The sequence below is a fragment of the Pseudomonas sp. p50(2008) genome (assembly GCF_015351605.1).
Lineage (GTDB): Bacteria > Pseudomonadota > Gammaproteobacteria > Pseudomonadales > Pseudomonadaceae > Aquipseudomonas.
Genome location: NZ_JACMYF010000018.1, coordinates 1 through 25,230, shown reverse-complemented (window position 1 = coordinate 25,230; position 25,230 = coordinate 1). Strand labels below are relative to the sequence as shown.

The window sequence follows — 25,230 nt, the reverse complement described above, 5'->3', positions numbered from 1 at the left end:
AACCGCCAGAGGCCGTTACCGCAGCAATGGATACGTTGCTCAAAAAAAAAGGGAAATATCACCACCCGTCTAAAACGATTTTCAGATTAGTCTGACAGACGACTCCGAAAAACAACGAATCAACCGCTCTAAATCAGCCATTTCAGCCCCAATTCGACGGTTTTCGTTAAACATTCCCGAACTTTGCAAACAATTACTTACAAAAGGCTTGCTAGCCAAACACCGGAATCGCGACTAGTAGTGATAGGTTACCGCGCTCGATCGAACCCTGAGATGCCGAGCCGTACCTATGCGCATCAGACGCCCCCGCCTTGCCGTTTTTGTCACTTACCTTGCCCTGGTTTGCCTGTTCGCAAGCGTATGGTTGACCCATCCTGCCCCCGTGCATTCTTCTTTCGCCTTGATGAGCCCGACGATGGCCGTGGCCAACAAAGTCGCCAAGCCCATCTACACCAGCCGTTTCGCCTCTTCCGGGCTGCTGGACTTCGTGCATTCCTCCGCCGTTACCGCCTTGCCGGATGGCAGCCTGATGTCCGTCTGGTTCGCCGGCACCCGCGAAGGCGCTGCTGACGTGCAGGTACGCTCCGCCGTCTTCAACGCAACAACCGGCGAATGGGGCGCGGAACGGGTATTGGCGACCCGGGATTCGACCCAGCAGGGCACCCGGAAATACATCCGCAAACTCGGTAACCCGGTCGTCGCACTCGCACCGGACAACCGCCTGTGGCTGTTCTATGTGTCGGTATCGATGGGTGGATGGGCCGGCAGCGCAGTGAACGTGATGGTGTCGGACGACTTTGGTGAAAACTGGTCCGCACCGCGTCAGTTGATCACCTCGCCCTTCCTGAACATCAGCACCCTGGTTCGCTCGGCACCGGTCTTCCATGCCGACGGGTCCATCGGCCTGCCGGTTTATCACGAGTTCCTGGGCAAGTTCGCCGAGTACCTGTACCTGAGTCCCGACGGCAACGTGATCGATAAATACCGCATCAGTCGCGGCAACAACTCGCTGCAGCCGACGGTGGTGCCGCTGGACGGGCAGCGCGGCATTGCCTTGTTGCGTTATGCCGGCGAAACGCACCATCGCGTATTGGCGACCCGCACCGAAGATGCCGGGCAAACCTGGAGTGAGCCCTACCCGCTCGACCCGTCGAATCCGAACTCCTCGCTGGCCGCCGTGGCAACCCCCGAACATGGTTTGCTGGTGGCGCTCAATGACCTTCAGGAAGGGCGTTTCAAGCTGAGCCTCTACGGCACCGATGCGAAAATGAACGATTGGCGCTCGGTGCGGGACCTGGATAAATCACCTGACCCGCTGGGCAATCCGTTTTCCCCTCAAGCCTATAAGGAAATTATCGGTCACGAGTTTCGCGACTCCAGTGGCGCACTTCGCCAGCCTCTTGAAGCGCAGTTCCTGAGCAACCTCGATACCCGTGTCTGCACCAGTCGAGGGTGTGAATTCGAATATGAATACCCCTACTTCATCCGCAGTCCCGACGGCATGTATCACCTGGTTTATTCCTGGAACAACACCTTCATCAAGCATGTCACCTTCAACGATGCATGGCTGTCCGAGCGTCTCAAATGATCAACCTTTGGCAGGCCCATCTCAGCTTCGCAATGATCGTCTTCCTGCTGTTGCCGGGTTTCGGGCTGAGCAGACTCTGGCGAGCCGTCCTGTTGGCCGCCTTGCTGGCCATCAGTTTCATACCGCTGGACGGGCTGACACTGGCCGCCTACCTGCGCAGCCACATTGACGACCTGGCAATCACAACGCTGGTGTTCATGGCCTGGGGCTGCTTGCGTCGCCTCGACCTCCTGCCCCCGGCGCAGCACGGTCAAATCAGCGTATTGATCATTTTCGCCGCCATGGCGTTGTTGCTGTACCCGGCGACCCTGGGGCTCAGCTATCTGGACCCTTACCGGTTTGGCTACAGCCCGCGCATTTTGCTGACGTTCATCGCCTTGCTGACCCTGGGCCTGTTTTACCTGCGCCACGGCCTGGCGGTTGCGATGCTGGCCGGTGCGACCCTGGCTTTCATGTTCGGGATCAAACCTTCGCACAACTACTGGGACTATCTGGTCGATCCGCTATTGGGCCTGTATTGCTGCGGCGCCCTGCTGGTCCTGGCCGTGCGAGCGGCGTGTCGCTGGCTGATCCGGCAGCGCGGTCCAGCTCGCTGACATCAGCGAATCCGTTTCAGATTCAACAATTTTTTTGACAGGGGAAACAAGGATGGGATGGTTGCAATCGAGACGCTTGCACTATTGGCTGGGCGCGACCGCGATTGCGTTTGTGTTGTTTGCACTGCTTCGGGTGATGTTCTTTTTCGGTTTTTCCGGTTTTGATGCCAGCGCCCTGAGTGGCGAAAAAGCCGTCCTGGAAACCCTGGGTATCGGCTTTCGTTTCGACCTGCGACTGGCGATTCTGGTGATGCTGCCACTGGCGTTGCTGGCCTGGATCCCACGCTGGAACCTGACCACCAGCCGCCTGCTGCGCGTGATTGCGCGGGTGTATCTGGCGGTCGCCCTGAGCCTCTTGCTGCTGATCTACATCATCGACTTTGGCCATTACGCGTACCTGGGCGTGAGGATCAATGCCACGGTGCTGCGCTTCATCGACGATGCGCAGATATCCCGCGACATGGTCTGGCAGACCTACCCGGTGATCTGGATTTCCCTGGGCTGGCTGACCACCGTGGTGCTCGCCACCCTGGCCCTGGTGCGCCTGGAACGGGTCACCCTGGATCGTCCGCGCAAGCCTATTCGTAAGCTTTCCGCGACATTGGGCGGCGCCGTGATGGTGGTGCTGGTGCTGCTGGGCATTCTGGGCCGTGTGGAAAACATGAACCTGGAAAACCCGGTGCCGTTGCGCTGGAGCGATGCGTTCTTCTCGGGCAACAACCAGGTCGCTGCCCTGGGCCTGAACCCGGTGATCTTCCTCTATGACACGGTCAAGGTCGGTCAGTCGCGCTACGACGAAGCGCAGGTGCGCGAACACTACGCGGTGATGTCCAACTACCTGGGCGTCGATCAGCCGGACCCGCAAGCCCTGAATTTTGTCCGTCACCAGGCGCCGCAACCTTACAAGGTCCCCGGCTCGCGACCACCCAACGTCATGTTTGTCATGCTCGAGTCCCTCGGCACCAGCGCCGTCGGAGCCTATGGCAACCCGATCAACCCGACCCCGAACATCGATCGCCTGGCCACCCAGAGCTGGTTCTTCGAGCACTTCTACGTGCCCGTGACCGGCACTGCAAAAACCGTCTGGGCGAGCATCTCCGGCGTGCCTGACGTGACCCGTCAGGAAACCGCGACGCGCAATCCACTGATTACTCAGCAGAACACCCTGATCAACGCCTTCACCGATTACGAGAAGATTTACACCATTGGCGGCAACTCCGGCTGGGCCAATATGAACGCGCTGATCAAGCAAAGCATCGATGGGGTGCGTCTGTTCGAAGAGCGCGACTGGAAATCGCCGGTGGTGGATGTCTGGGGGATTTCAGACCTGGACCTGTTCAAGGAAACCGATCAGATCCTGCAGGCGCTGCCCAAGGACAAACCATTCTTTGCGTATGTGCAGACCGCGGGCAACCATCGTCCCTTCACCATTCCCAAGACCAACGATGGTTTTGAGGTGAAGCATCCGACCCTTGCCGAAGTGCAGGCCGCGGGTTCGCGCAGTGTCGAGCAATACAACGCTGTGCGCCTGCTGGACTTCAACATCGGGCGCCTGATGGAAATCGCCAAAGCCGGCGGCTATTACGAAAACACCATTTTCGTGCTGTTTGGCGACCACAACACCCGCATCGCCCAGATCCCCTTCCTGGCACCGGCTTACGAGCAATTGGGCCTGGAAAGCAATGCGGTACCGATGATCATCCACGCACCGGGCCTGATCGGCACTCGTGCGGTCAAGGAAGCCGTGGGGCTGGTGGACCTGCTGCCCACCGTCGCGGGTATGGCGGGGATGGAATTCCGTAACAGCGGCATGGGTCGGGATATCCAGCAACCCGCCCCCGAAGGCGAACGCGTGGTGCCACTGGTGCTGCGCGAAGGTACGTTCCCGCTGATTGCCGGCGTTACCCAACACTTCATGGTGCAGATGGAACACGACGGCAGCTCGCCGACCCTGCATGACCTGGCCTCGATGACACCGCTGGACGACGTCGCCGGGCAGAACCCTGAAGAGTTCAAGCGCCTGGTGCAACTGACCCGTGGCATGCATGAAACGTCTCGGTTGATGCTGTACCAGAACGTACGAAAGTAACGCCTGATCAAGTGCCGGACACTTAAGTGTGACCTGATATATCCGGGCCAGCGTGCCCGGCACTTGATACCATCCAGCACACTTGTGTGACGATTTAGTGGCTGGAAGAAAAATTTTGTGAACATCATCCGTCTCGGGTTGCAAAAACCCTACGCACGCCTCATCGCCCTCATCGGCCTGGTTCTCATCGTGCCGTTGTGCCTGCGTGCAGCGCTGGGCTGGTCAAACCCACACGGCTACCTCTCCGACGCAGGCATCGGCGCGCTTCTCGTCGTGCTGCTGTACCGTCGCCCCTGGTGGCTGGCGCTTGCGGTATTGCTTCCCTGGGGTTTCCTCACAGTAGCCAGCGCAGAGCTGGTCAGCGCCGTCGGCAGGCTGCCGAACGTTTCGGACGTGCACTACCTGATCGACCCGCAGTTTCTGGAAAACTCCACGGGCGGTGGTTTTGCCCAACCGTGGCTGGCCGCTACGTTATTGATCGGGCTGTTCCTGTGGCTGCTCACACATTGGTTTGCCCCCTCCACGCCCTCTCCGTCCCTGCCCCGCCATGCCTGGACCGCCCCGCTGCTGCTGTTGATCGCTCACTGGGGCGCACAGCATTTGCAACCCACCGACGCCGACCAATGGCGCGTGTTCAACCTGCCGCATCAGCTGCTGACGGCGGGTGTGGGCAGCGTTCAAATCAACATCGAAGAATGGCTCGAGGGCGATGTGGTCGATGTGCCGCCGCAAATGGCGGGGCTGACCCAGTTGGACTTGTCCGGGGACAGTCTATTGGCGGGGCCGGGACGCGCGCGCAACGTGTTGATTATTGCCCTCGAAGGCATTCCCGGCGCCTATGTCGGGGTCAATCGCCAGGCCTTGCATAGCAGCTATCAGGAAAACCTGATGCCGCACCTCAGCCGCCGGGCCGAGCGTGGCATGAACACCCCGGATTACGTGCTGCACAGCCACCAGACCATCCGCGGCCTGTACGCCATGCTTTGCGGTGATTACGACAAACTCGACAACGGCACTCCCAAGGGTGTCGAGATGCTCACCCAAAGCGAGCGCAACCAGGCGTGCCTGCCGGCGCAACTGCGCAAAAACGGTTTCGCCACCCATTATCTGCAAGGCGCCGGCCTGCGCTTCATGGCCAAAGACAAGATCATGCCGCACATCGGCTTCAACACGACGCTGGGTCTTGAATGGTTCACCAATGCCTCGTACCTCGATTTCCCGTGGGGCAAGGATGACAAGGCCTTCTTCGAAGGTGCGCTGGATTACGTCGGCCAGCTCAAGAAGCAGAAAAAGCCGTGGATGCTGACGCTGTTGACCGTCGGCACCCACCAGCCTTATTCCGCGCCTGAAGACTATCTGGAACGCTACGACACGCCCAAGCAAGCGGCAGTCGGCTACCTGGATGATGCCCTCGATCAATTCCTCAACGGCCTTGAACGCCAGGGCGTCCTCAAAGACACCCTGGTGGTGATCACCTCTGACGAGTCCCACGGCATCGACGGCGTCCGTCTTGCCTCATCCTGGGGTTTCAACCTGACCCTGGCACCCGAGCAGGCACAGTTGCCGCAGGTCAAAACCGGCGTATATGGGCATGTGGACTTGAGCACGTCGATACTCGACTACTTCGCCCTCCCCGTCCCTTCAGCCCTGAGCGGCCGTTCGCTGTTTCGCAACTACGACACGGGCCGCGAGATCATGTCGTACACCAACGGCAACCTGCGTTATCACGACGGCCAGGGCACGTTCACCGAGTGTGACTTTCAACAGCGCTGCCGGTACTACGCCAGCGAAGGATTCATCGCCGAGCGCGCCAAATTCCTCGGCCAATACGGCGGCCAGCGTGCCAGGCAGATCACCGCAAGAGCCACGGCACTGGATCGCACACTGATGCAGACCCCCTTGAACCAGCGTTACCAGTTTGGAAGCCCGGATGTCATTCCTCTGCAGGCGCAGATCAAGGACGATTGGGCAGACAACCTGATCGGCGCCCAATACCTGGAAATGCCCAAAGGCTCGCACACACGAGTGCGCCTGACCGTGCGTTCGGTCGATTTACAAGAGAACGCGTACATCCTGCTCAAGACCAAAGAGTTCGAACAGGACGTGCAAGTTGGAATGCCAGCAGAAATGCTGGTCACGGCGGATCAACCCCTGGAAATGGACTTCAGCTTCGACAACCCCGAGTCGCGCAAGGCGTTCTCCTTCCACCTTCTGGGATATGGCACGGGGGCAATCGAGGTCAGCGACTTCAGCGTCATCACTGAGTTGCCGGGACAAGAAGAACCGGTTGGCGAAACGCTTGATGACGATACTGCTGAATCGAGTTGAATCGTTGAGAGGGGTGATTTTGGCTCCTGGATTAATTGGGGTGCATCTGCCAGAAATGAGCGACTGTCAGGCCGCCATCGCTGGCAGGCCAGCTCCCACCGTTTGATTCGGGTACATCCGAAAATAAAATGGTCGACTGTCAGACCGTCTTCGCTGGCAAGCCAGCTCCCACAGGAGAACGCGTACGCTTCGAAAGTCAGGTCGGCTCGAAGGCCGCCTCGCTTTGGCTTTTGATCTGTTTTTGATTTTGATCTTCTTGCCCCATCGGTAGGCCGAGCGCAGGTTCTGCGCAGTGGGTAACCCGGCATGGATGCCGGGTTAGCCGCGCACGGCCATGGATGGCCGATCGCGGCGGGCCCACGGAGCAGGACCGGAGTGAGGGTATGCCGAGCCTAGGCGAGGCACCGGACGAAAGGGGCAAGAGCGTTTGGTTACTTGGCGCTCTTCCAAGTGACTCGCCGTAAGGGCGAAACCAATAGCAGCCGTAACCGCAGGAATGGATATGTACCCCAGCAAGAATCTCACCGCGGATCAGGCAGCCATCGCGAGCAGGCTCACTCCTACAATTTGATCTGGGTACATCCGAAGAAAATGGTCGACTGTCAGACCGTCATCGCTGGCAAGCCAGCTCCCACAGTTTGATATGGGAACACCCGCCAGAAATGCGCGGCTGTCAGGGCGCCATCGCTGGCAAGCCAGCTCCCACAGGAGAACGCGTACGCTTCGAAAGTCAGGTCGGCTCGAAGGCCGCCTCGCTTTGGCTTTTGATCTGTTTTTGATTTTGATCTTCTTGCCCCATCGGTAGGCCGAGCGCAGGTTCTGCGCAGTGGGCAACCCGGCATGGATGCCGGGTTAGCCGCGCACGGCCATGGATGGCCGATCGCGGCGGGCCCACGGAGCAGGACCGGAGTGAGGGTATGCCGAGCCCAGGCGAGGCACCGGACGAAAGGGGCAAGAGCGCTTTGGTTACTTTCGCGCTTTTCGAAAGTGACTCGCCGTAAGGGCGAAACCAATAGCCGCCGTGACCGCAGGAATGGATATGTACCCCAGCAAGAATCTCACCGCCGATCAGGCAGCCATCGCGAGCAGGCTCGCTCCTACAGTTTGATCCGGGTACATCCGAAGAAAATGGTCGGCTGTCAGACCGTCTTCGCTGGCAAGCCAGCTCCCACAGGAGAACGCGTACGCTTCGAAAGTCAGGTCGGCTCGAAGGCCGCCTCGCTTTGGCTTTTGATCTGCTTTTGATTTTGATCTTCTTGCCCCATCGGTACGCCGAGCGCAGGTTCTGCGCAGTGGGCAACCCGGCATGGATGCCGGGTTAGCCGCGCACGGCCATGGATGGCCGATCGCGGCGGGCCCACGGAGCAGGACCGGAGTGAGGGTATGCCGAGCCCAGGCGAGGCACCGGACGAAAGGGGCAAGAGCGCTTTGGTTACTTTCGCGCTTTTCGAAAGTGACTCGCCGTAAGGGCGAAACCAATAGCAGCCGTAACCGCAGGAACGGATATGTACACCCGCAACAATCTCTCCGCCGATCAGACCGCCATCGCGAGCAGGCTCGCTCCTACAGTTTGAGCCGGGTACATCAGGGGAATACTCGTCGGCTAAGAAACCGCCATCGCCGGCAAGCCAGCTCCCACAGTTAATCCGGGTACATCAGGAGGATATGGATTGGCTGTAAGGACGCTATCGCGAGCAGGCTCACTCCTACAATTTGATCTGGGTACACCCGCCAGAAAGAGGCAACTGCCAGGCCACCATCGCGAGCACACCAAATGCCTGCAGCCCTCACTCAGACACCGCCACCTGATTCCGCCCACGCGCCTTCGCCCGGTACAGCGCCTTATCCGCGTTATTCATCACACTGTGCAAATCATGATCGCCAGCCTCCATCGACGCCACACCCAGGCTGGCCGTGATGCAGTGAACAGGCCCGGTCATCGACCCCGCAATCGAACGGGTCACCTGCTCGGCGATATCCAGGGCAACCTCAATGGACGTATCCGGAAGCAGCACGGCAAACTCCTCGCCTCCCAGGCGCCCATACACATCAGTCGCCCGAAAAGACTTGCTGATCACCACCCCCATTTGCCGCAACACCTGATCCCCGACCTGATGCCCGTAGGTGTCGTTGATATGCTTGAAATGGTCCATATCCAGCATCACCACACACAGCGGTAACCGATGGCTTTTGCAATGGTTGTACAGCCGCTGGGCATGCTCGAAAAAGGCCCGGCGATTTTTTAGCCCGGTGAGCTCGTCAGTCTGTGCCGCGCGGGTGGAAATGTTGTGCGCCTGCTCCATCTCACGGGTCAGGCGAAACGCCGTTTCCAGTGCTTCGGATAGCTTGCGCGTCGCACCCGCGACGAACGAGGCGAATACCAGAACCGCCAGCGCCATGCCGACCTGAATCGTTGACGATTGAAACAGCAGCCAGGAAGTGCACGGCAGCAACACCAGCGCAATCGACGCCAGCGTCATGTGGCTATAGGACGAGTAGCAGGACACCGCGCTCACCGACATCCCGACCGCGAACAGCATCACCAGCGCCTGGGACAACAGATTATCGGCCGGTATCACCGCCAGGGCTCCGACACCCCAGATACCGGCAGACAGCACCAGCGTGATCCAGTACGTGCGTTCCCAGCGTTGCGGGGTCCGCTCTAAGTCGGGGCTGCGAAAATAGGCGATGAACATGGCAAGCCGTAGCAATGACGAGACCGACAGAATCGCGATCCACCCATAAACCACGCTGTGATCAAAGCTGTCCCAGCACAACCAGCACAGCATGATCGCCGCCAGGTAACTGCCGAACACTGCCGAAACGGATTGGTGGAACAACTGGTGCAACCGGTCAGCGCGTACCTGCCGCGCTATATAGCTTTCCTGGTCGTATCGAAGCCCAAGGCCATCCATATGATCCGCCTGATCAAGATGCTGTGAAGAACCGCCATTGTGGCATCTCGCCACTAACGCAAACACAAGAATCACACCCATTTGCAAACGCTATCTCACCGCAAGCTTAGCTGCTGCATTGACGAGTGAAACCCATGTCCGAACAACGTCTTCAATCAGCTGCTCCAGCTACTGCTCATGCAGGGCTGATCGCTCCTGGCGCTGAAACTGACGCGGAGACACGCCGAAGCGGTTTCGAAACTCCCGCGAGAAGTGCGCGCCATCGGCGAATCCGCAATCCATGGCAATTTGCGTGATGCTGCTGTGACTGTTTACCAGCAACCAGCTGCCGTATTCCACGCGTAGCGAACGCTGGAACTCCATGGGTGAAATGCCCAGGGATTGTTGAAACGCGCGGGTTAGCTGGCGCCGGCCCAGGCCTACATATCGTGCAATGGCATCCAGCGTCGGCAGGCTGTCCATGCGTTGTTCAATGTAGTGCGCTGCCTGACGGACACGTTCGTCCTTGATGTCCGCAAGGTTTGCATAGAAGTGCGCCTGTGGCTGCCGTCCCTGGCGGATGCCCTGCAGCATCATATGCCGCACGGCCTGCTGCGCCTTTTCGCGCCCGCAGTGCCTGGCGACCAGGTACAACCCCAGGTCAATCGCCGCCGTTGATCCCGCGCAGGTAATCAAATCCCCCTCGTCGATGAACAGATGATCGACGGCTGCAGGCGTCTTCGCAAACCTCGCACGAAACGCATCCAGCACATTCCAGTGCACGCACACGGACCGATTGCCCACCACACCCGCTTGTGCCAGCGCGAAGGTGCCCGTGCAAATGCCCAACAAGCGGGTACGGCTGTTCGCTGCGCGCTGCAACCAGTCACGCAACTGAACGGGCAAGTGCGTGTTGGGGTAATCGTTGCCGCCACAAATGGCCACGTAATCGAACTGCTCCAGGTCCTCAGCCAGGCCACCGGCAACTTCCAGTGTGATGCCGGCGCTGGAAGTGCGCGGCAAGCCGTCGACACTCATCACCCGCCACGCGGTATGGATCTGCCGACTGGCGCCGCCGACATCGGCGGACAACCGCAGCACATCCACGAACCCCGAAAATGCCGCCAGCGTGAACTGATCCAGCAGGACCAGCCCCACCGACAACTGCGGGCGCGCGTTTGGCTCGGGAAGGGTCCCGGGCGCGGCGTGGAATTCCTGATGATTCTGAGTCATTTTGGGCATGACCCAACTATTCAACTTTAAGACCCCCGAGTGCAAGCGCTCGTATCGACGTTACGAGCAAGATGCAGACAAGGGGAAACAGTACAACTACGCCCCAGAGGACATGAGATGAGAATAAAAACGCTGAACAAAATCACAGTCGCGCTATCACTGGCGGGCTGCATCTCCTCGCAAAGCGCCATGGCCGATCAGCAGAAGCTGACGGTCGCGTTGTACGGCGGCAACTGGGGGGATGCTTTCCTCAATTGTGTTGCAGAACCTTTCACGAAAGCCACCGGGATCGCCGTTGCGGCGGAAGTCGGTACCTCAACCACGACCCTGGCGAAACTCCAGCAGCAAAAGTCCAGCCCTACGATTGACGTGGCCTGGATGGATGGCGGAATCAGCGAACTCGCCTATGCGGCCGGTGTACTCGCCGACCTCGACCCTGCCGCCATTCCCAACCTGAAAAACGTTGTCGATAAAGGCGTTTACTCCGAAGCCGGCCACACCTTCGCCGTCAGCAGCGGTTTCTACTCCCTTGGCCTGACCTATAACACCAAGGACATAAAAGAAGCGCCGACCAGCTGGAAGGACCTGTGGAAGCCCGAATACGCCGGTGCAATCGCCCTGCCCTCGCCGGCCAACTCCTCCGGGGTGCCGTTCGTATTCTTCATGGCTGACGTCTGGGGTATTGACCGGTCCGATCTGGCGCCGCTGTACAGCAAGCTTGGCGCACTGGACACCGCACTGTTCTTCGACAGTTCGGGTGCCGCCACCAACGCCTTCCAAAGTGGTGAAGCCATCATCGGTGCGCATTTCAACGTCGGCGCCTGGGACTTGATCGACAAGGGCGCCCCCATCGGTTTCTCGATTCCCAAGGAAGGCGTATGGGCAACCGATGCGCGCTTGCACCTGATCAAAGGCGCACGCAACAGCAAGGCCGCCGAGCAATTCATCAACACCGCGCTGACCCAGGAAGCAGCGTCGTGCCTGGCCGGCAAACTCTATCTGGGGCCAGCGGTGAAAGGCGTGGAAGTCTCTGAAGACGTTGCTCGCAAGTTGCCATGGGGCGCCGGTGGATCGATCAGCGATCTGCGCCTGTTTGATTGGGCCCAGATCAACGCGCAGCGCGCGAGTGCCACCAATGACTGGAACCGCAAAGTCACCGCCAAATAGCTCAAGAGGTCTGCAATGTCAGTTTTATTGAGCATCGACAGCGTCTGCAAAAACTTTGGTTCCTACCAGGCATTGGACACGATCAACCTGGACATCGAGCAGGGCGAATTTATCGTGCTGCTCGGCCCCAGCGGCTGCGGCAAAACCACTTTGCTGCGCTCGATCGCCGGCTTCATGCAGCCCGACTCCGGGACCATCGCGATCGATGGCCAGGACGTCAGTCGTCTGCCGCCCTACCGTCGTCCGCTGAATACCGTGTTTCAGAACTACGCCCTGTTTCCGCACATGACCGTGCTGGAAAACGTCGCATACGGTCCGCGACGCCAAGGTGTCAATCGCACCGAAGCCCGTGACCGTGCTCGCGAAGCACTGGCAATGGTGGGTCTGGAAGCGCTCAGCGATCGCTACCCTCGCGGCATGTCGGGCGGCCAGCAACAACGCGTGGCACTGGCACGGGCCATCGTCAACAAACCCAAGTTGCTGTTGCTCGACGAGCCGCTCTCGGCGCTGGACATGAAGCTGCGCAAGCGCATGCAGCTGGAGCTCAAGCATCTGCAGGCGAAACTCGGCATCGCGTTCATTTTCGTGACCCACGATCAGGAAGAAGCGATGACCATCGCCGACCGGATTGTGGTGATGAACGCTGGCCGCATCGAACAGACCGGTTCCAGCAGCGACATCTACAGCGCACCCGCTTCGCGCTTTGTGGCGGACTTCATTGGCGAGGCCAACCTGATCGACTACCAGACCACTGGCGCCGATGAGATACGCCTGAACATCCGCGCTAAACCACTGCCTCGCGATACCAGGAACATCGCCCGGCAAGGGGTGGCCGTCCTGCGTCCCGAGCATCTGCAGGTGCTGGATGCCGCAACCCCAGAGACCGCCAACGGCTGCGAAATCCAGGGCACCGTGAGCGACATCGTCACGGTCGGCAGCCACACGCTGATCCACACCTTGATTGACGGGCAACCAATCGTGGCACGCACCATGGGCTTTCCGCGGGCGGACATGATCACCGGCAGCGCCGTGCGCCTGGGCTTCAACCCTGCTCATCTGCACTTGATCGGGGAGTCGTCATGAAACGCAAGACGCTCGCCCCGCTGCTGATGCTCTTTGCGGCACTGGCCTTTTTTACCGCGTTCTTTCTCGCACCGTTTGCAGTGGTGATTTTCGCCAGTCTGACCAAGGGCGCTGACCAGGCCTTCACGCTGGATCACTACATTCGCGTGCTGGGCGATCAGTACCACTGGGATGTGATTCTGGTGACCTTCCGCATCGCCGCGCTGACCACTTTGGTGTCGTTGGTGCTTGGCTATCCGCTGGCCTGGTACCTGGTGCGTATCGTGAAATGGCGTGCCTGGCGTCGAGCGTGTGTGATCCTGCTGGTGGTGCCAATGTTCACCAGTAACATCGTGCGCTCATTCGGCTGGATGGTCCTGCTGGGACGCAAAGGCCTGGTGAATCAGAGCTTGCTGGATACCGGCCTGATCGATACGCCGGTGCGCTTTCTGGGCACCGAGCTCGGCATCCTGATCGGCATGGTGTACATCCTGCTGCCGTTCATCGTACTGGCAGCCGGCAACGCACTGGCCCAGGTCGACCCGGCCTATGAGCAAGCCTCCGACGACCTCGGTGCCAGCCCCCGCGCGACCTTGTTCCATGTGATCCTGCCGCTGACCATGCCCGGCATCATTTCCGGTTCGATCATGGTGTTCACCCTCGCGGCCAGTGCCTACGTGACGCCGGCGCTTCTGTCGGGCGGAAGAATCTCCGTGCTCTCGATGCTGATTTTCCAGCAGTACAGCTCGGTCTTCGACTTCAACTACGGTGGCGCACTGAGCGTCGTCCTGCTGATCTTTACCCTGGTCATGGTCGGACTGGCCGGACGCGTCGGCAGCATCAGAGGGAGCAACTCATGATCACTCGCATGCTGGTTCGCCTGATCGCCTGGGCCGTGCTCGGCTACATGCTGCTGCCCCTGGTGGTGATCATGGGCGTCTCGTTCACCGCCACGTCATTCCTGGCGTTCCCGCCTCAAGGCTGGACCCTGGACTGGTACGGCAAAATGCTCAGTGACCCCAGCTACGTGGCCTCGTTTGCCACCAGCACGGTCCTGGCGCTGGTCGCGACCTTCGTCGCCGTATTGCTCAGCGTGCCGGCCGCGCTGGCGATAGCGCGTTATGAATTTGCGGGCAAGAACGCGATTTTGGCCGCCCTGACTTCACCGCTGGTGTTTCCGCACATCGTGCTGGGCGCGGCGCTGTTGCAGTTCGGTGGCTACTTCGGATTGACCCGCAGTTTTCTCGCACTGCTGATCGGCCACACGATCATCATCTCGCCGTTTGTATTGCGCTCGGTGCTGTCGATGCTGACCCCGGAGCAGCGTGCGCTGGAGGAAGCGTCGAGCGATCTGGGCGGAACACCGTGGGCCACCTTCTTTCATGTGGTGCTGCCGCAGATCAGGCCGGGGATTGTCACCGGTTCAATCTTTGCCTTCATCTCGTCATGGATCAACGTCGAGCTGTCGATCTTCAACACGACCCCGGACCTCAACACCATACCGGTGAAGCTTTTCAACTACGTGCAGTACACCGTCGACCCAACGATCGCCGCCGCCTCCGGCGCGACCATTGTCGTGGTGGTCATCGCCGTGATCATTCTCGATCTGTGCATTGGTCTCGACCTTTTGTCAGAACGCAAATAACCCCCCACACCTACACCCCGAAAGCCAGGAGTTCAGTCATGCGTATGCAAGACACGTTCGATGTGATCTATACCCATACCGAAGGTGAACCACTGTGCATCGTGCACAGCGGTATTCCCTACCCCGCCGGTTCCAGCATTCTGGCCAAGCGTACCTTTCTGGAACAGAACTACGACTGGTTGCGCAAAGCGCTGATGCAGGAACCACGCGGCCACAAGGACATGTTCGGGGTCTTCCTCACCCCGCCTTCCAGCAGTGAGTACGACGCGGGCCTGATCTACATGGACGGCAGTGTGTATTCGCACATGTGTGGCCACGGCACGATTGCCGTGAGCATGGCGATGGTTGCCCTGGGCCTGGTGCCGCGCGGCGCTGATGGCATCACCAAAATCCGCTTCGAGACCACGGCGGGACTGGTTGTCGCTGAAGTGGCTTCCGAAGGCGAGAACGTGCTCTGGACCCGTTTCGAAAACGTGCCGGCTTATGTCGCGGCCCAGGACATTCCCGTGCACCTGCCGGGCTACGGCGACCTGAAGGCCGACCTGGTCTGGGGCGGCAACTATTTCGGTATTGTCGACCTGACCAATTGCGACCTGCGTATCAGCCCCGAGAATGGCAGCGAACTTTCACGCCTTGGGTTGCTGGCACGGGACCAGATCCAGAAACAGCTGAAGATCCAGCACCCGACCGAGGCCCACATCAACGACCTCAATTTCATTACGTTCTGGCACCCGGCGACCATCGACGGTGCGTTCTACAAGAACGTCCACGTGTTCAGCGCCGGCCAGCTCGATCGATCTCCCGGGGGCACCGGCACCAGCGCGATGATGGCGATGTTCGAGGCTCGGGGAAAACTCGGCCTTAACCAGCCTATCCTGTCCGAAGGTTTGCTGGGCAGTGGCACTTTCGAAGGTTGCCTGCTCGGTGAAGTGGACCTCAACGGCACGCGCGCGGTACGCCCTACGGTGAAAGGCACCGCCAGTATCCTGGGGACGTCACGCTGGGTCATCGAGCGTAACGACCCGGTCGGTGCAGGCTTCGTTGTGAACTGACGTCCAAGGATGCCCGGCGCCCTGCGTCGAGCATCAGCCCTGACGAAAACCTGTAGCAGCTGGCGCAGCCTGCGTCCGGCTGCGCAGCAGGCGCAATATCAGCACCGGCGCTTGAAAGACTTTGCCTATCACCCCCCAACACTGCACCTATTAGCTGACTTCCCGAGTCGGGTCTAACCTTAGTCCTGCGCTGGCGCCATAAGCCGGCCGCAGTAGTGCTGATAAGGAGACAGGAATGAGTCTGAAACATGACTAAGCCTGCCGTGGGCCTCCGCGCTGGCGACCCGATTGCCGCTGTTTTTCATTCCCGCGCGGTCACATCACCCAGTTGATTGAACTGCTGGCCCAGCAGCCTGTGTCATCGATTTCGCTCGTCGCTTGCCCGTGTCCACAAGGCGCGGATAGCCCGCAAGATCACGACCCAAAGGTAGCTCACACATGGCAAATGAATCGAAATGCCCGTTCAACCACGCCGCTGGCGGTGGCACGACGAACCGCGATTGGTGGCCGAATCAACTGAATCTGAAAATACTGCACCAGCATTCGTCCCTCTCTGATCCTCTGGACGAAGGTTTCAATTACGCCGAAGCATTCAAAACTCTGGATTTTCAGGCGCTCAAGCAAGACCTGCGCGCGCTGATGACCGACTCACAAGACTGGTGGCCGGCAGACTTCGGGCACTACGGGCCGCTGTTCATTCGCATGGCCTGGCACAGCGCCGGCACCTACCGCACCGCCGACGGACGTGGCGGCGCAGGCTCGGGTCAGCAACGTTTCGCCCCGCTCAACAGCTGGCCGGACAACGTCAGCCTGGACAAGGCGCGCCGGCTGCTCTGGCCGATCAAGCAGAAGTACGGTCGTAAAATTTCCTGGGCCGACCTGATCGTTCTCACCGGTAACGTCGCGCTGGAATCCATGGACTTCAAGACTTTCGGTTTTTCCGGTGGCCGTCCAGACGTCTGGGAGCCGGATGAGGACGTCTACTGGGGCTCGGAAAACAAATGGCTGGCGGGCGACACCCGCTACGATCAGGGCCATAAGGAACCCATGCAGGAACCCGGTGAAGGCCCGCTCGTGGCCGAACCTGGAGAAAACGAAGACAGCCGGGTCGAACCTGGCCGCCATCTGGAAAAACCCCTCGCCGCCGTGCAAATGGGCCTGATCTACGTCAACCCGGAAGGCCCGGAAGGCGAACCGGACCCGGTCAAATCGGCCCTGGATATCCGCGAAACCTTTGGCCGCATGGCCATGAATGACGAGGAAACCGTGGCCCTGATCGCCGGCGGCCATGCCTTCGGCAAGACGCACGGCGCCGGCCCTGCGGACAATGTCGGGGCGGAACCCGAAGCCGCCGGTCTTGAAGAGCAAGGCTTCGGCTGGAAAAACAGCTTCGGCACCGGCAAAGGCCCGGACACCATCACCAGCGGCCTGGAAGTGACCTGGACCACCACGCCCACCAAGTGGAGCAACAACTACCTGGAAAACCTGTTCGGCTTCGAATGGGAGCTGACCAAAAGCCCGGCGGGCGCACACCAGTGGACCCCGAAAAACGGCGCCGGCGCCGGCATCATTCCTGATGCCCACGACCCTTCCAAGCGCCGCAACCCAACCATGCTGACCTCGGACCTGGCGCTGCGCTTCGACCCGATCTACGAACCGATCTCCCGGCGCTTCCTGGCCAATCCCGATCAACTGGCCGACGCCTTCGCCCGCGCCTGGTACAAACTCATCCACCGCGACATGGGCCCGCTCTCGCGCTACCTAGGCCCGGAAATGCCCGGCGAAGAACTGCTGTGGCAAGACCCCATTCCTGACGTCGACCATGAGCTGATCAACGACAGCGACATCGCCGCGCTCAAGGGCAAACTGCAAGCCAGCGGTCTGTCGGTTTCGCAACTTGTGTCGACAGCATGGGCGGCCGCCTCGACCTTCCGCGGCTCCGACAAACGCGGCGGCGCCAACGGTGGACGCTTGCGCCTGGAACCACAGAAATCCTGGCAGGCCAACCAGCCGGAACAATTGGGGAGCGTGCTGGCAAAACTGGAAGGGATTCAGCGTGACTTCAGCAACGGCGGCAAGAAAGTCTCCCTCGCAGACCTGATCGTCCTGGCCGGTAGCGCCGGTATCGAACAGGCCGCCAAAAACGCGGGAGTCAACATCACGGTACCGTTCACGCCAGGCAGGATGGACGCGACTCAGGAACAGACCGACGTCGAGTCGTTCGCGTTCCTCGAACCCAACGCCGATGGCTTCCGCAATTTCCTCAAAACCCGCTACAGCGTTCCAGCCGAAGCATTGCTGATCGACAAGGCGCAACTGCTGACCCTCACCGCACCGGAAATGACCGCGCTCATTGGCGGTCTGCGCGTGCTGAACACCAACGTCGGCCAAACCAGACATGGCGTGTTTACCCAGCAGCCGGAAGCGCTGACCAACGACTTCTTCACCAACCTGCTGGACATGAGCGTGGAATGGAAACCCGTCTCCGATGATGCGCAAGAGTTCGAGGGACGTGACCGCAAGACGGGCGCGGTGAAATGGACCGGCACCCGTGTCGATCTGGTGTTTGGATCGAATGCGCAGTTGCGCGCGATTGCCGAGGTGTATGCCAGCAGCGATGCGAAGGAGCAGTTCGTGAAGGACTTTGTGGCGGTGTGGACGAAGGTGATGAATCTGGATCGCTTTGATCTGAAGTGAGGCTGCAGTCCTGAAAACGCAAAACGCCTCCTTGAATGGAGGCGTTTTGTTTTTTACGGACAATGATCAGACGGGAGAAATCGTCGCCAGCGCACCGATCAACACGGTCAATACGAGAAAACCACCAAGGAAAATCGCCATCTTGCCCATCGGGGCCTCCTGCTCGCGGAAAGTGCCCTTATTGTGAGCGGGCATCTGTGTGCATTACAGAGGCAGATAGCGATGAAAAATACAGATCAGAGCACCTGCGCCAGAGCTCAGGATGAACATCTGTCATGTGAAACGATTACTTCGCTGATGCATCCCAAACGGTCATCACCTGCGTCACTGCGGCGTCCAGTGCGGCATGTGAAACGCCATCTCTGGCGAGTGTGGAAAGCCCCGACAGAAAACTGTCGAACATCGTAGCCAGGGCCTCAACGTCGACAGTCGCTCGCAACTGCCCCTCGGCAACGCCGCGTTCGATGCATTTGACGATTCCCGCCCGATTCAAAGCCCTTGTCTGGGCGAGTGGCTGCGAGATGGCTTTGCTCTCTTCCGAGCACGCGCTCATCCAGCCTAATGAGACCAGACAGCCTGTGGGGTGATCGACATCGGTCTGCATTCTGGCGGAGCGGCGCAGGGTCAGTTCGATGGCATCCCTGGGCGCCAGCGTGTCATCGAACAGACTGTCCGTGACGCGGCCATGCGTGCTCAGATACCGCGCCATGACCTCTTTGAACAGCGCTTCCTTTGAGCCAAATGCGGCATAAAAGCTCGGTGCGGAAATGCCGCCGCCGATGGTGGCTTTGAGCTGATTGAGCGACGTGGAATCGTAGCCGTGCTCCCAAAACAGATTCATTGCCTGATCAATTGCCGCGTCACGGTCGAAGGTGCGCGGTCTTCCCATCTGTGCCATACGATCCTCCGTTCACATGAGTTCGATACTAATCGATACATAAGTCGTTGACAACGAGGGCCCACCTCCCTAGATTTATATCGATCGATATATAAGTCACCTGGAGCATGAAATGGCGATTGATGAGCAGCAAGCCGAGCGACTCCCGCTAGGCGCATTACTGGCATTGGCCATGACCGGATTTATCTGCATCGTGACTGAAACCTTGCCAGCCGGCCTGTTACCGGAAATCGGCACGGGGTTGAATGTTTCACAGCCACTGGCCGGGCAAATGGTGACGGTCTACGCACTGGGATCGTTGCTGGCCGCTATTCCGTTGACGATCGCCACGCAAGGCTGGCGGCGCCGCACAGTGCTGCTGTCGACGATTCTTGGCTTTCTGGTGTTCAACACCCTGACGGCGCTGTCCTCGGACTACCTGCTGACACTCGTTGCCCGCTTCTTCGCCGGCGCCTCTGCCGGCCTGGCCTGGAGCCTGTTGGCGGGCTATGCACGGCGCATGGTTGTCCCTCGCCTGCAGGGCCGCGCCTTGGCGGTGGCCATGGTGGGCACCCCGATAGCGCTATCGTTGGGCGTGCCATTAGGCACGTGGCTGGGCGGACTGATGGGATGGCGAATGGCGTTCGCGCTCATGTCAGGATTAACCCTTGGGCTGATCGTGTGGGTGCTGATCAAAGTCCCCGACTACCAGGGCCAGACCTCGTCACAACGCATGCCGCTGCGCCAGGTGCTCTACACCCCGGGCGTGCGCTCGGTACTCGGCGTTGTCGTGACCTGGATGCTCGCGCACAACATTCTCTACACCTACATCGCCCCCTTCCTCTCATCCGCAGGATTGGGCCGGAGTGTCGACGTGGTGCTACTGGTTTTCGGTATCGCTGCGCTCGCAAGTATCTGGATCACCAGCCGGCTGGTGGATCGGCATCTGCGCACTGCAGTGCTGGCCAGCCTGGCGACTTTTGCCGCCGTTTCTGTCCTGTTCGGCGTGTTCTCCCACTCTGCCATCGCGATGCTGTTCGGCGTCTTCGTCTGGGGGCTGACCTTCGGTGGCGCCGGAACATTGCTCCAGACCGCGCTGGCTGACTCTGCGGGAAAGGGAGCGGACGTGGCGCTTTCCATGAATGTGGTGGTCTGGAACAGCGCGATTGCGGTGGGTGGATTATTGGGTGGGGTGATGCTCGACCAACTGGGTGTGAGTGCCTTTCCTTGGGTGTTGCTGGCGCTGGTGGTGATCAGTTTTTGCATCGCGTTCAATGCGCGGGGGCATGGTTTTCCGAAGGGTGACAGGGACAGTGGTTTGGTGATTGCCGGGCATTGATTGGAGGTGTTTTAAGGGGCTTTTTCGGGGTTTCTCGATTATCTGTGAATTGTTTAATAATCCGGAAAGCCCCAGTCGGTTAGCGGTGTCAGTTGAGACAGAAACTCCAGGTGCTCGATAGTTTTTACTTTCTGTAGATTATTGAACTCTATCGGACCACCGAGAGCCAGGGCTGGGACGAATCCATACATCTCATCTGACTTAAGTCTCCCGAGTTTCTCAACCGCCGCTTCGAACATATCTGCAAAATCATTGGAGCCAGCATTCATACCAGAGAAAAACGCTTTGACCCCAAAATCCATTTTTAACCCTGTAAACCTCGAGACGCGTGAGGAGTAGCGTGCCATCGGGCATGAGATAGTCAGGCAATACCCGCTTTTCTCTCCCCACACGTAAAGTACACCAAACGCGCTGCGGGCAATGACGTGGTAATTTTCTAGACCGTTAAATTCAGTATCGGTCAACCAATGACCTAGCACCGCCTCATACTCTTGCGGATTTACAGTCCAAAACAGCCCATTGGCATAGCCACTCCAGCCATGCTCATTCCAATACTGAAGTAATTGCTCAGGTAGCCTGCGTCTGTACAGGACCATGCTTGAATCAGGAGCTTTCTGGCGCCCTATTTCAGGAGCAAATTCCTCAAGAAAGCAAGCAAAAAACTCATCCACAAAAATTTCATTGCTTTAACTTTTAGAGAGGTTTTCTGACAATCAGACGACATGTATCAAATTTTCGGAAACCCCCAATCGGTTAGTGGTGAAAGCTGGGAAATAAATTCCAGGTGCTCAATAATTTTTACCTTTTGCAAGTACTTCAGATCCATCGATCCACCAAGCGCCAGCGCGGGGACAAAACCATATATTTCGTCCGAATTAAGAATGCCGAGTTTCTCCATGGCAGGTGCAAATAAATCGACGACGTCGTTGTATTTTGGATCCATGGAAGAAAAAAACACTCGAACCCCGAAATCAACATTCTCAGCCGTAAATCTGGAGGTGCGACGAGAATAGCGACCTAGATAAGAGGAAATGGTAAGGCAATACCCGCCCCGCTCTCCCCACACATAAAGCCCACCAAATGCACTGCGGGCGATGACATGAAGATCATCCTCAAAATTCAGCCCTGAGTCCAATATCCACTGAGTCAATACTCCCTCGTAGCGCTCCGGGTTGACTGTCCAAAAAATCCCGTTCCCATATCCGCACCAACCTTGATCCTTCCAATAGGAAATAAGTTGATCCGGAAGCTTGTTTTTATATCGAGCAATACTCAACTCCGGCACTTCCAGCCGATGAGCTCCGGGGCCAAAATTCTTTATGAAGAAAGCAAAATCCTCGTCCAAATTTCATCTCCTGACTTGCATCATCCTATGCAATATACTTAATTTTAGTCAACGCATGAATGACCTCTTACACGCTATTCCCCATAAACTAATAAGATACTCATACAATCTTTAGTGTGTCGATATATCTGGAAAGCCCCAATCTGCAAGCGGCACAATTTGGGATAAAAACTCTAAATGCTCAACAGCTTTTACTATTTGCAGATTTTTTAATGTTATTGACCCACCTAGAGGTAGGGCCGGCACGAAACCATACATTTCATTAAAGCTCAATTCCCCTAGCGACTCCAAAGCAGATTGAAACAAACCATCCACATCGTTTTCTTCGGGTTCCAGAGATGAAAAAAACACGCGAACTCCGCGATTAAGCTCGCTGCCGCTTAATATCGATTCAGCGGTGTAATAACGCGCCATGCTAGCGGTGATTGTCATGCTGTAACCACCCTGTTCGCCCCACACATACAACTCACCGAACGCGCCACGGGCAATGACATGATAGGTATCTTCGCAACTAAACTTAGTGTCATTGAGCCAATTAGACAGTACCGCCTCATAGTCCTGTGGGTTAACCGTCCAAAAAAGGCCGTTCATATAACCGCACCAACCATACTGCCTCCAATACTCAATCATCTGTTCGGGAAGCTTATCCTGGAAAAAGGCAATACTCGATTCCGGAACGTCCTGCCTAATTGTCGGAGGACCAAACTGTTTGATGAAAAAAGCGTAGTTTTCGTCCACTGTGTACACCTCACTTACATCTTTCTAATTTGGCATTCATATTTGTGGTACTACGAAGACTCTTGGGCACGTTATCAGCGGCCGCATCCAGTCCGCCAATTCGGCTTGGCCACTGGGGACCAATGCTTGCGTTGATTTTCCGATCACCGAAATCACTAATAACGTCCTTTCCTCCCGCAAACAGGTCAGGATTATGCAAAGCGGCTAGTGTCGCCATTTTATTCGCTGCCACTTGTTTGGATAGGAGCATCGCTTTTTCAGGAAGCACACCGTCCATGTCTAGTTTTTCACGGATCTGCTTTTCAATGCTTCGACCTAGCCTCTGCCGTGCCTGCGCAGCAACCTTCGGATCTCGCACAACATTCTTCGCCGTAAACGCCTCCCGCCCCCTCAAATACTCATCCACACTCAGATCATTCAGCCCCTTTTCCTGGCCCGCCAGCTGCCGATCAAACTCGGGAATCTTCTCCGCATGCTTCTTGCTCACGTTAAAGCATGGCACCTTGTGCTCGGGCATGCCCAACGGTTTTTTCGGTGATGGATGCTCGGGCTGGCGACGTGTTGTTAGCGGCGTTTCTCGTGGGCCGAACGCACCTTGTTGTGGTTTTGGCAGTTGCAGGTCCGGGTGTTTTTTCAGGGCCTCTTCATGCTTGAGCATCCACTGCCCTAACCGTGCACCTTTGGCGCTTGCTTGCATCTCGCTGGCAAGTACCTGGGCATTGCCCCGCGCTCGCGTCAGGTAGGCAACGATGGCTCCCAACAGCAGAACGATGACTTCTTCATGCCCTCGAGCGATGTGCTGGGCGGCCCTGTCGATGGCAGCAGGATCATCACGACTGAAGGGATGTAGACCCTCATCGCCTTGGGTGCCTTTCCATGCGATGTCGATGCCGTCCAGGTAGTACTCGCCAATGCGCGGCAAGCCTTCGACGAAGAACTCGGCAACGGAAACCAGGCCGAGCACCCCCAGTATCCAGGTGCTGACTTTCAAACCCATTGCAACGCCGGCCATACCGGACGGAATCGCGCCCACACCCCCGACAAAAGCGCCTACACCCGCGCCAATGGTTCCGCCAGCCAACACACTGGCGGCAACAATCATTGCCATTTGACTAACGACGCTGATCAATTCGGTGAGGACGCTGGAGATGTCGAGGTCTGAGAAGCGTTGCCTCAAGGACCTGGCGACCTCCCATTCCGCGCGCGTGAACGCCGTCCTGATGTTGTGGATCCGCCGAATGTTCAGACTAATGGAGGCCGCATAGTCATTGATATGAATGCGGCCGTGCCCGCCCTGATACCCCATGTCATGGGTCATGCGGTCTTCTATTTCGAACCACGTAGGCACGATGTTCCATAGCGCCATGCTGCGTCTTCCTGACAGGGACGAAGTGCTGACGCAGTGAGAGGCCGAGGAGAAACCCGGGCATCAAACTACGTTGAAACTTCTAATGCTTCACCCTAATCAGGCAGATTTTTTCAAACAATAAAGCGCGGGATTACTTCAGGCACCGTTTATCAAAACAGGAAGTTTCATACTTTGATTTTTATACTTTCCGTCAGAATTTTCTTACTCGTTCAAAGCATTGAAAAAACCAACACCCACAAAAAAGCCCGCTGATCTCTTCGAGACTACGGGCTCGTCCTCGCCAGGCTTAATTAAAACCTTCGGCTGCTTCTAAGTTTCAAGCTCATCCAACAATCGATTGACCGACAACTCTGCCAACGAAATCATCTTTTGAATACCCCATGCCAAATTGCATTTCGGGCCACTGAGAATAAAGGCCAACTCACTGCCCATGACACTGGCCGAAGCAAGTGTTTCGCGGGCGTGGGCACGCCCGCAAAGTCAGGTCGGTTGTCAGGCCACCTCGCTGTGGCTTTTGATTTTGATTTTGATTTTGATTTTGATTTTGATCTTGATCTTCTTGTCACCTCGGTAGGCCGAGCGCAGGTTCTGCGCAGTGGGCAACCCGGCATGGATGCCGGGTTAGCCGCGCACGGCCATGGATGGCCGATCGCGGCGGGCCCACGGAGCAGGACCGGAGCGAGGGTATGCCGAGCCCAGGCGAGGCACCGGACGAAAGGGGCAAGAGCGTTTGGTTACTTGGCGCTCCTCCAAGTGACTCGCCGTAAGGGCGAAACCAATAGCCGCCGTGACCGCAGGAATGGATATGTACACCGGCAAGAATCTCACCGCCGATCAGACCGCTATCGCGAGCAAGCTCGCTCCTACAGTTTGATCCGGGTACATCCGAAGAAAATGGTCGACTGTCAGACCGTCATCGCAGGCAAGCCAGTTCCCACAGTTTGATCCGGGTACATCAGGAGAATACTAATCGACTATTAGGCCGCCATCGCGAGCAAGCTCGGCTCCCACAGGTGAACGCGTGCGCTTCGAAAGTCAGGTCGGCTGTCAGGCCGCCTCGCTTTGGCTTTTGATCTGTTTTTGATTTTGATCTTCTTGCCCCATCGGAAGGCCGAGCGCAGGTTCTGCGCAGTGGGCAACCCGGCATGGATGCCGGGTTAGCCGCGCACGGCCATGGATGGCCGATCGCGGCGGGCCCACGGAGCAGGACC

The 25,230-nt window shown here is 58.1% G+C and carries 19 protein-coding genes and 1 pseudogene; 11 read left to right on the top strand and 9 right to left on the bottom strand.

The window, feature by feature from the left end; genetic code table 11:
* The first annotated feature begins 289 nt into the window (after window positions 1–289).
* From H7698_RS30410 to H7698_RS30395, 4 genes are all read left to right on the top strand, one after another.
* Complete coding sequence (locus tag H7698_RS30410; RefSeq protein WP_194693855.1) at window positions 290–1,588, top strand: sialidase family protein; 1,299 nt, start codon at window positions 290–292, stop codon at window positions 1,586–1,588.
* Entirely contained in the window at window positions 1,585–2,184 is a 600-nt protein-coding gene (locus tag H7698_RS30405) for a hypothetical protein (protein WP_162440897.1), read from the top strand. The genes H7698_RS30410 and H7698_RS30405 overlap by 4 nt, the downstream gene beginning before the upstream one ends.
* Before the next feature lie 52 nt (window positions 2,185–2,236).
* Window positions 2,237–4,273: an LTA synthase family protein gene (locus H7698_RS30400; RefSeq protein WP_194693854.1), complete on the top strand. Its 2,037-nt coding sequence runs from the start codon at window positions 2,237–2,239 to the stop codon at window positions 4,271–4,273.
* A 117-nt stretch (window positions 4,274–4,390) separates the two neighbouring features.
* Window positions 4,391–6,601: an LTA synthase family protein gene (locus tag H7698_RS30395; protein WP_194693853.1), complete on the top strand. Its 2,211-nt coding sequence runs from the start codon at window positions 4,391–4,393 to the stop codon at window positions 6,599–6,601.
* A 1,787-nt stretch (window positions 6,602–8,388) separates the two neighbouring features.
* Here H7698_RS30395 and H7698_RS30390 read toward each other — a convergent pair.
* Window positions 8,389–9,516 carry a GGDEF domain-containing protein gene (locus H7698_RS30390; protein WP_194693852.1) on the bottom strand — a complete coding sequence of 376 codons (1,128 nt, stop codon included), beginning with the start codon at window positions 9,514–9,516 and terminating at the stop codon, window positions 8,389–8,391.
* Between the two features lie 168 nt (window positions 9,517–9,684).
* A complete protein-coding gene (locus H7698_RS30385) occupies window positions 9,685–10,737 on the bottom strand; it encodes a GlxA family transcriptional regulator (protein WP_194693851.1) in 1,053 nt (350 codons plus the stop codon).
* Between the two features lie 108 nt (window positions 10,738–10,845).
* On the opposite strand from H7698_RS30385, the gene H7698_RS30380 reads away from it, so the two are divergent.
* The 6 genes from H7698_RS30380 (at window position 10,846) to katG (ending at window position 18,351) form a co-directional block, all read left to right on the top strand.
* Window positions 10,846–11,895 carry an ABC transporter substrate-binding protein gene (locus tag H7698_RS30380; RefSeq protein WP_194693850.1) on the top strand — a complete coding sequence of 350 codons (1,050 nt, stop codon included), beginning with the start codon at window positions 10,846–10,848 and terminating at the stop codon, window positions 11,893–11,895.
* A 15-nt stretch (window positions 11,896–11,910) separates the two neighbouring features.
* Window positions 11,911–12,978 (top strand): ABC transporter ATP-binding protein, encoded by a 1,068-nt coding sequence (locus tag H7698_RS30375; protein WP_194693849.1) that lies wholly within the window; start codon window positions 11,911–11,913, stop codon window positions 12,976–12,978.
* Window positions 12,975–13,817: an ABC transporter permease gene (locus tag H7698_RS30370; RefSeq protein WP_194693848.1), complete on the top strand. Its 843-nt coding sequence runs from the start codon at window positions 12,975–12,977 to the stop codon at window positions 13,815–13,817. The genes H7698_RS30375 and H7698_RS30370 overlap by 4 nt, the downstream gene beginning before the upstream one ends.
* A complete protein-coding gene (locus H7698_RS30365) occupies window positions 13,814–14,602 on the top strand; it encodes an ABC transporter permease (protein WP_162441086.1) in 789 nt (262 codons plus the stop codon). The genes H7698_RS30370 and H7698_RS30365 overlap by 4 nt, the downstream gene beginning before the upstream one ends.
* Window positions 14,603–14,640: 38 nt before the next feature.
* The gene (locus H7698_RS30360; RefSeq protein WP_194693847.1) at window positions 14,641–15,654 is read left to right on the top strand and encodes a proline racemase family protein; all 1,014 of its coding nucleotides are present in this window, start codon (window positions 14,641–14,643) and stop codon (window positions 15,652–15,654) included.
* Window positions 15,655–16,092: 438 nt separating this feature from the next.
* Window positions 16,093–18,351: a catalase/peroxidase HPI gene (gene katG / locus H7698_RS30355; protein ID WP_194693846.1), complete on the top strand. Its 2,259-nt coding sequence runs from the start codon at window positions 16,093–16,095 to the stop codon at window positions 18,349–18,351.
* Window positions 18,352–18,417: 66 nt separating this feature from the next.
* Here the strand turns inward: katG and H7698_RS31695 are convergent, their stop codons facing one another.
* Entirely contained in the window at window positions 18,418–18,546 is a 129-nt protein-coding gene (locus tag H7698_RS31695) for a hypothetical protein (RefSeq protein WP_268932937.1), read from the bottom strand.
* A gap of 91 nt (window positions 18,547–18,637) precedes the next feature.
* Window positions 18,638–19,249 carry a TetR/AcrR family transcriptional regulator gene (locus H7698_RS30350; RefSeq protein ID WP_194693845.1) on the bottom strand — a complete coding sequence of 204 codons (612 nt, stop codon included), beginning with the start codon at window positions 19,247–19,249 and terminating at the stop codon, window positions 18,638–18,640.
* Between the two features lie 112 nt (window positions 19,250–19,361).
* Here H7698_RS30350 and H7698_RS30345 point away from each other — a divergent pair, with 112 nt between their 5' ends.
* Complete coding sequence (locus H7698_RS30345) at window positions 19,362–20,567, top strand: MFS transporter (RefSeq protein ID WP_194693844.1); 1,206 nt, start codon at window positions 19,362–19,364, stop codon at window positions 20,565–20,567.
* Window positions 20,568–20,620: 53 nt separating this feature from the next.
* On the opposite strand, the gene H7698_RS30340 is transcribed toward H7698_RS30345, so the two are convergent.
* From H7698_RS30340 to H7698_RS32025, 5 genes and pseudogenes are all read right to left on the bottom strand, one after another.
* Window positions 20,621–21,238, bottom strand: coding sequence for a GAD-like domain-containing protein (locus H7698_RS30340; RefSeq protein ID WP_194693843.1), 618 nt, complete (start codon window positions 21,236–21,238; stop codon window positions 20,621–20,623).
* Window positions 21,239–21,294: 56 nt separating this feature from the next.
* The gene (locus tag H7698_RS30335; protein WP_194693842.1) at window positions 21,295–21,912 is read right to left on the bottom strand and encodes a GAD-like domain-containing protein; all 618 of its coding nucleotides are present in this window, start codon (window positions 21,910–21,912) and stop codon (window positions 21,295–21,297) included.
* A 111-nt stretch (window positions 21,913–22,023) separates the two neighbouring features.
* Entirely contained in the window at window positions 22,024–22,650 is a 627-nt protein-coding gene (locus H7698_RS30330) for a GAD-like domain-containing protein (protein WP_194693841.1), read from the bottom strand.
* 10 nt (window positions 22,651–22,660) lie between these two features.
* Window positions 22,661–24,016, bottom strand: a complete 1,356-nt coding sequence (locus tag H7698_RS30325; RefSeq protein ID WP_194693840.1) for a DUF6861 domain-containing protein — start codon at window positions 24,014–24,016, stop codon at window positions 22,661–22,663.
* A gap of 312 nt (window positions 24,017–24,328) precedes the next feature.
* A pseudogene (locus H7698_RS32025) lies at window positions 24,329–24,484 on the bottom strand (DUF6124 family protein); the annotation flags it as partial.
* Between the last annotated feature and the right edge of the window lie 746 nt (window positions 24,485–25,230).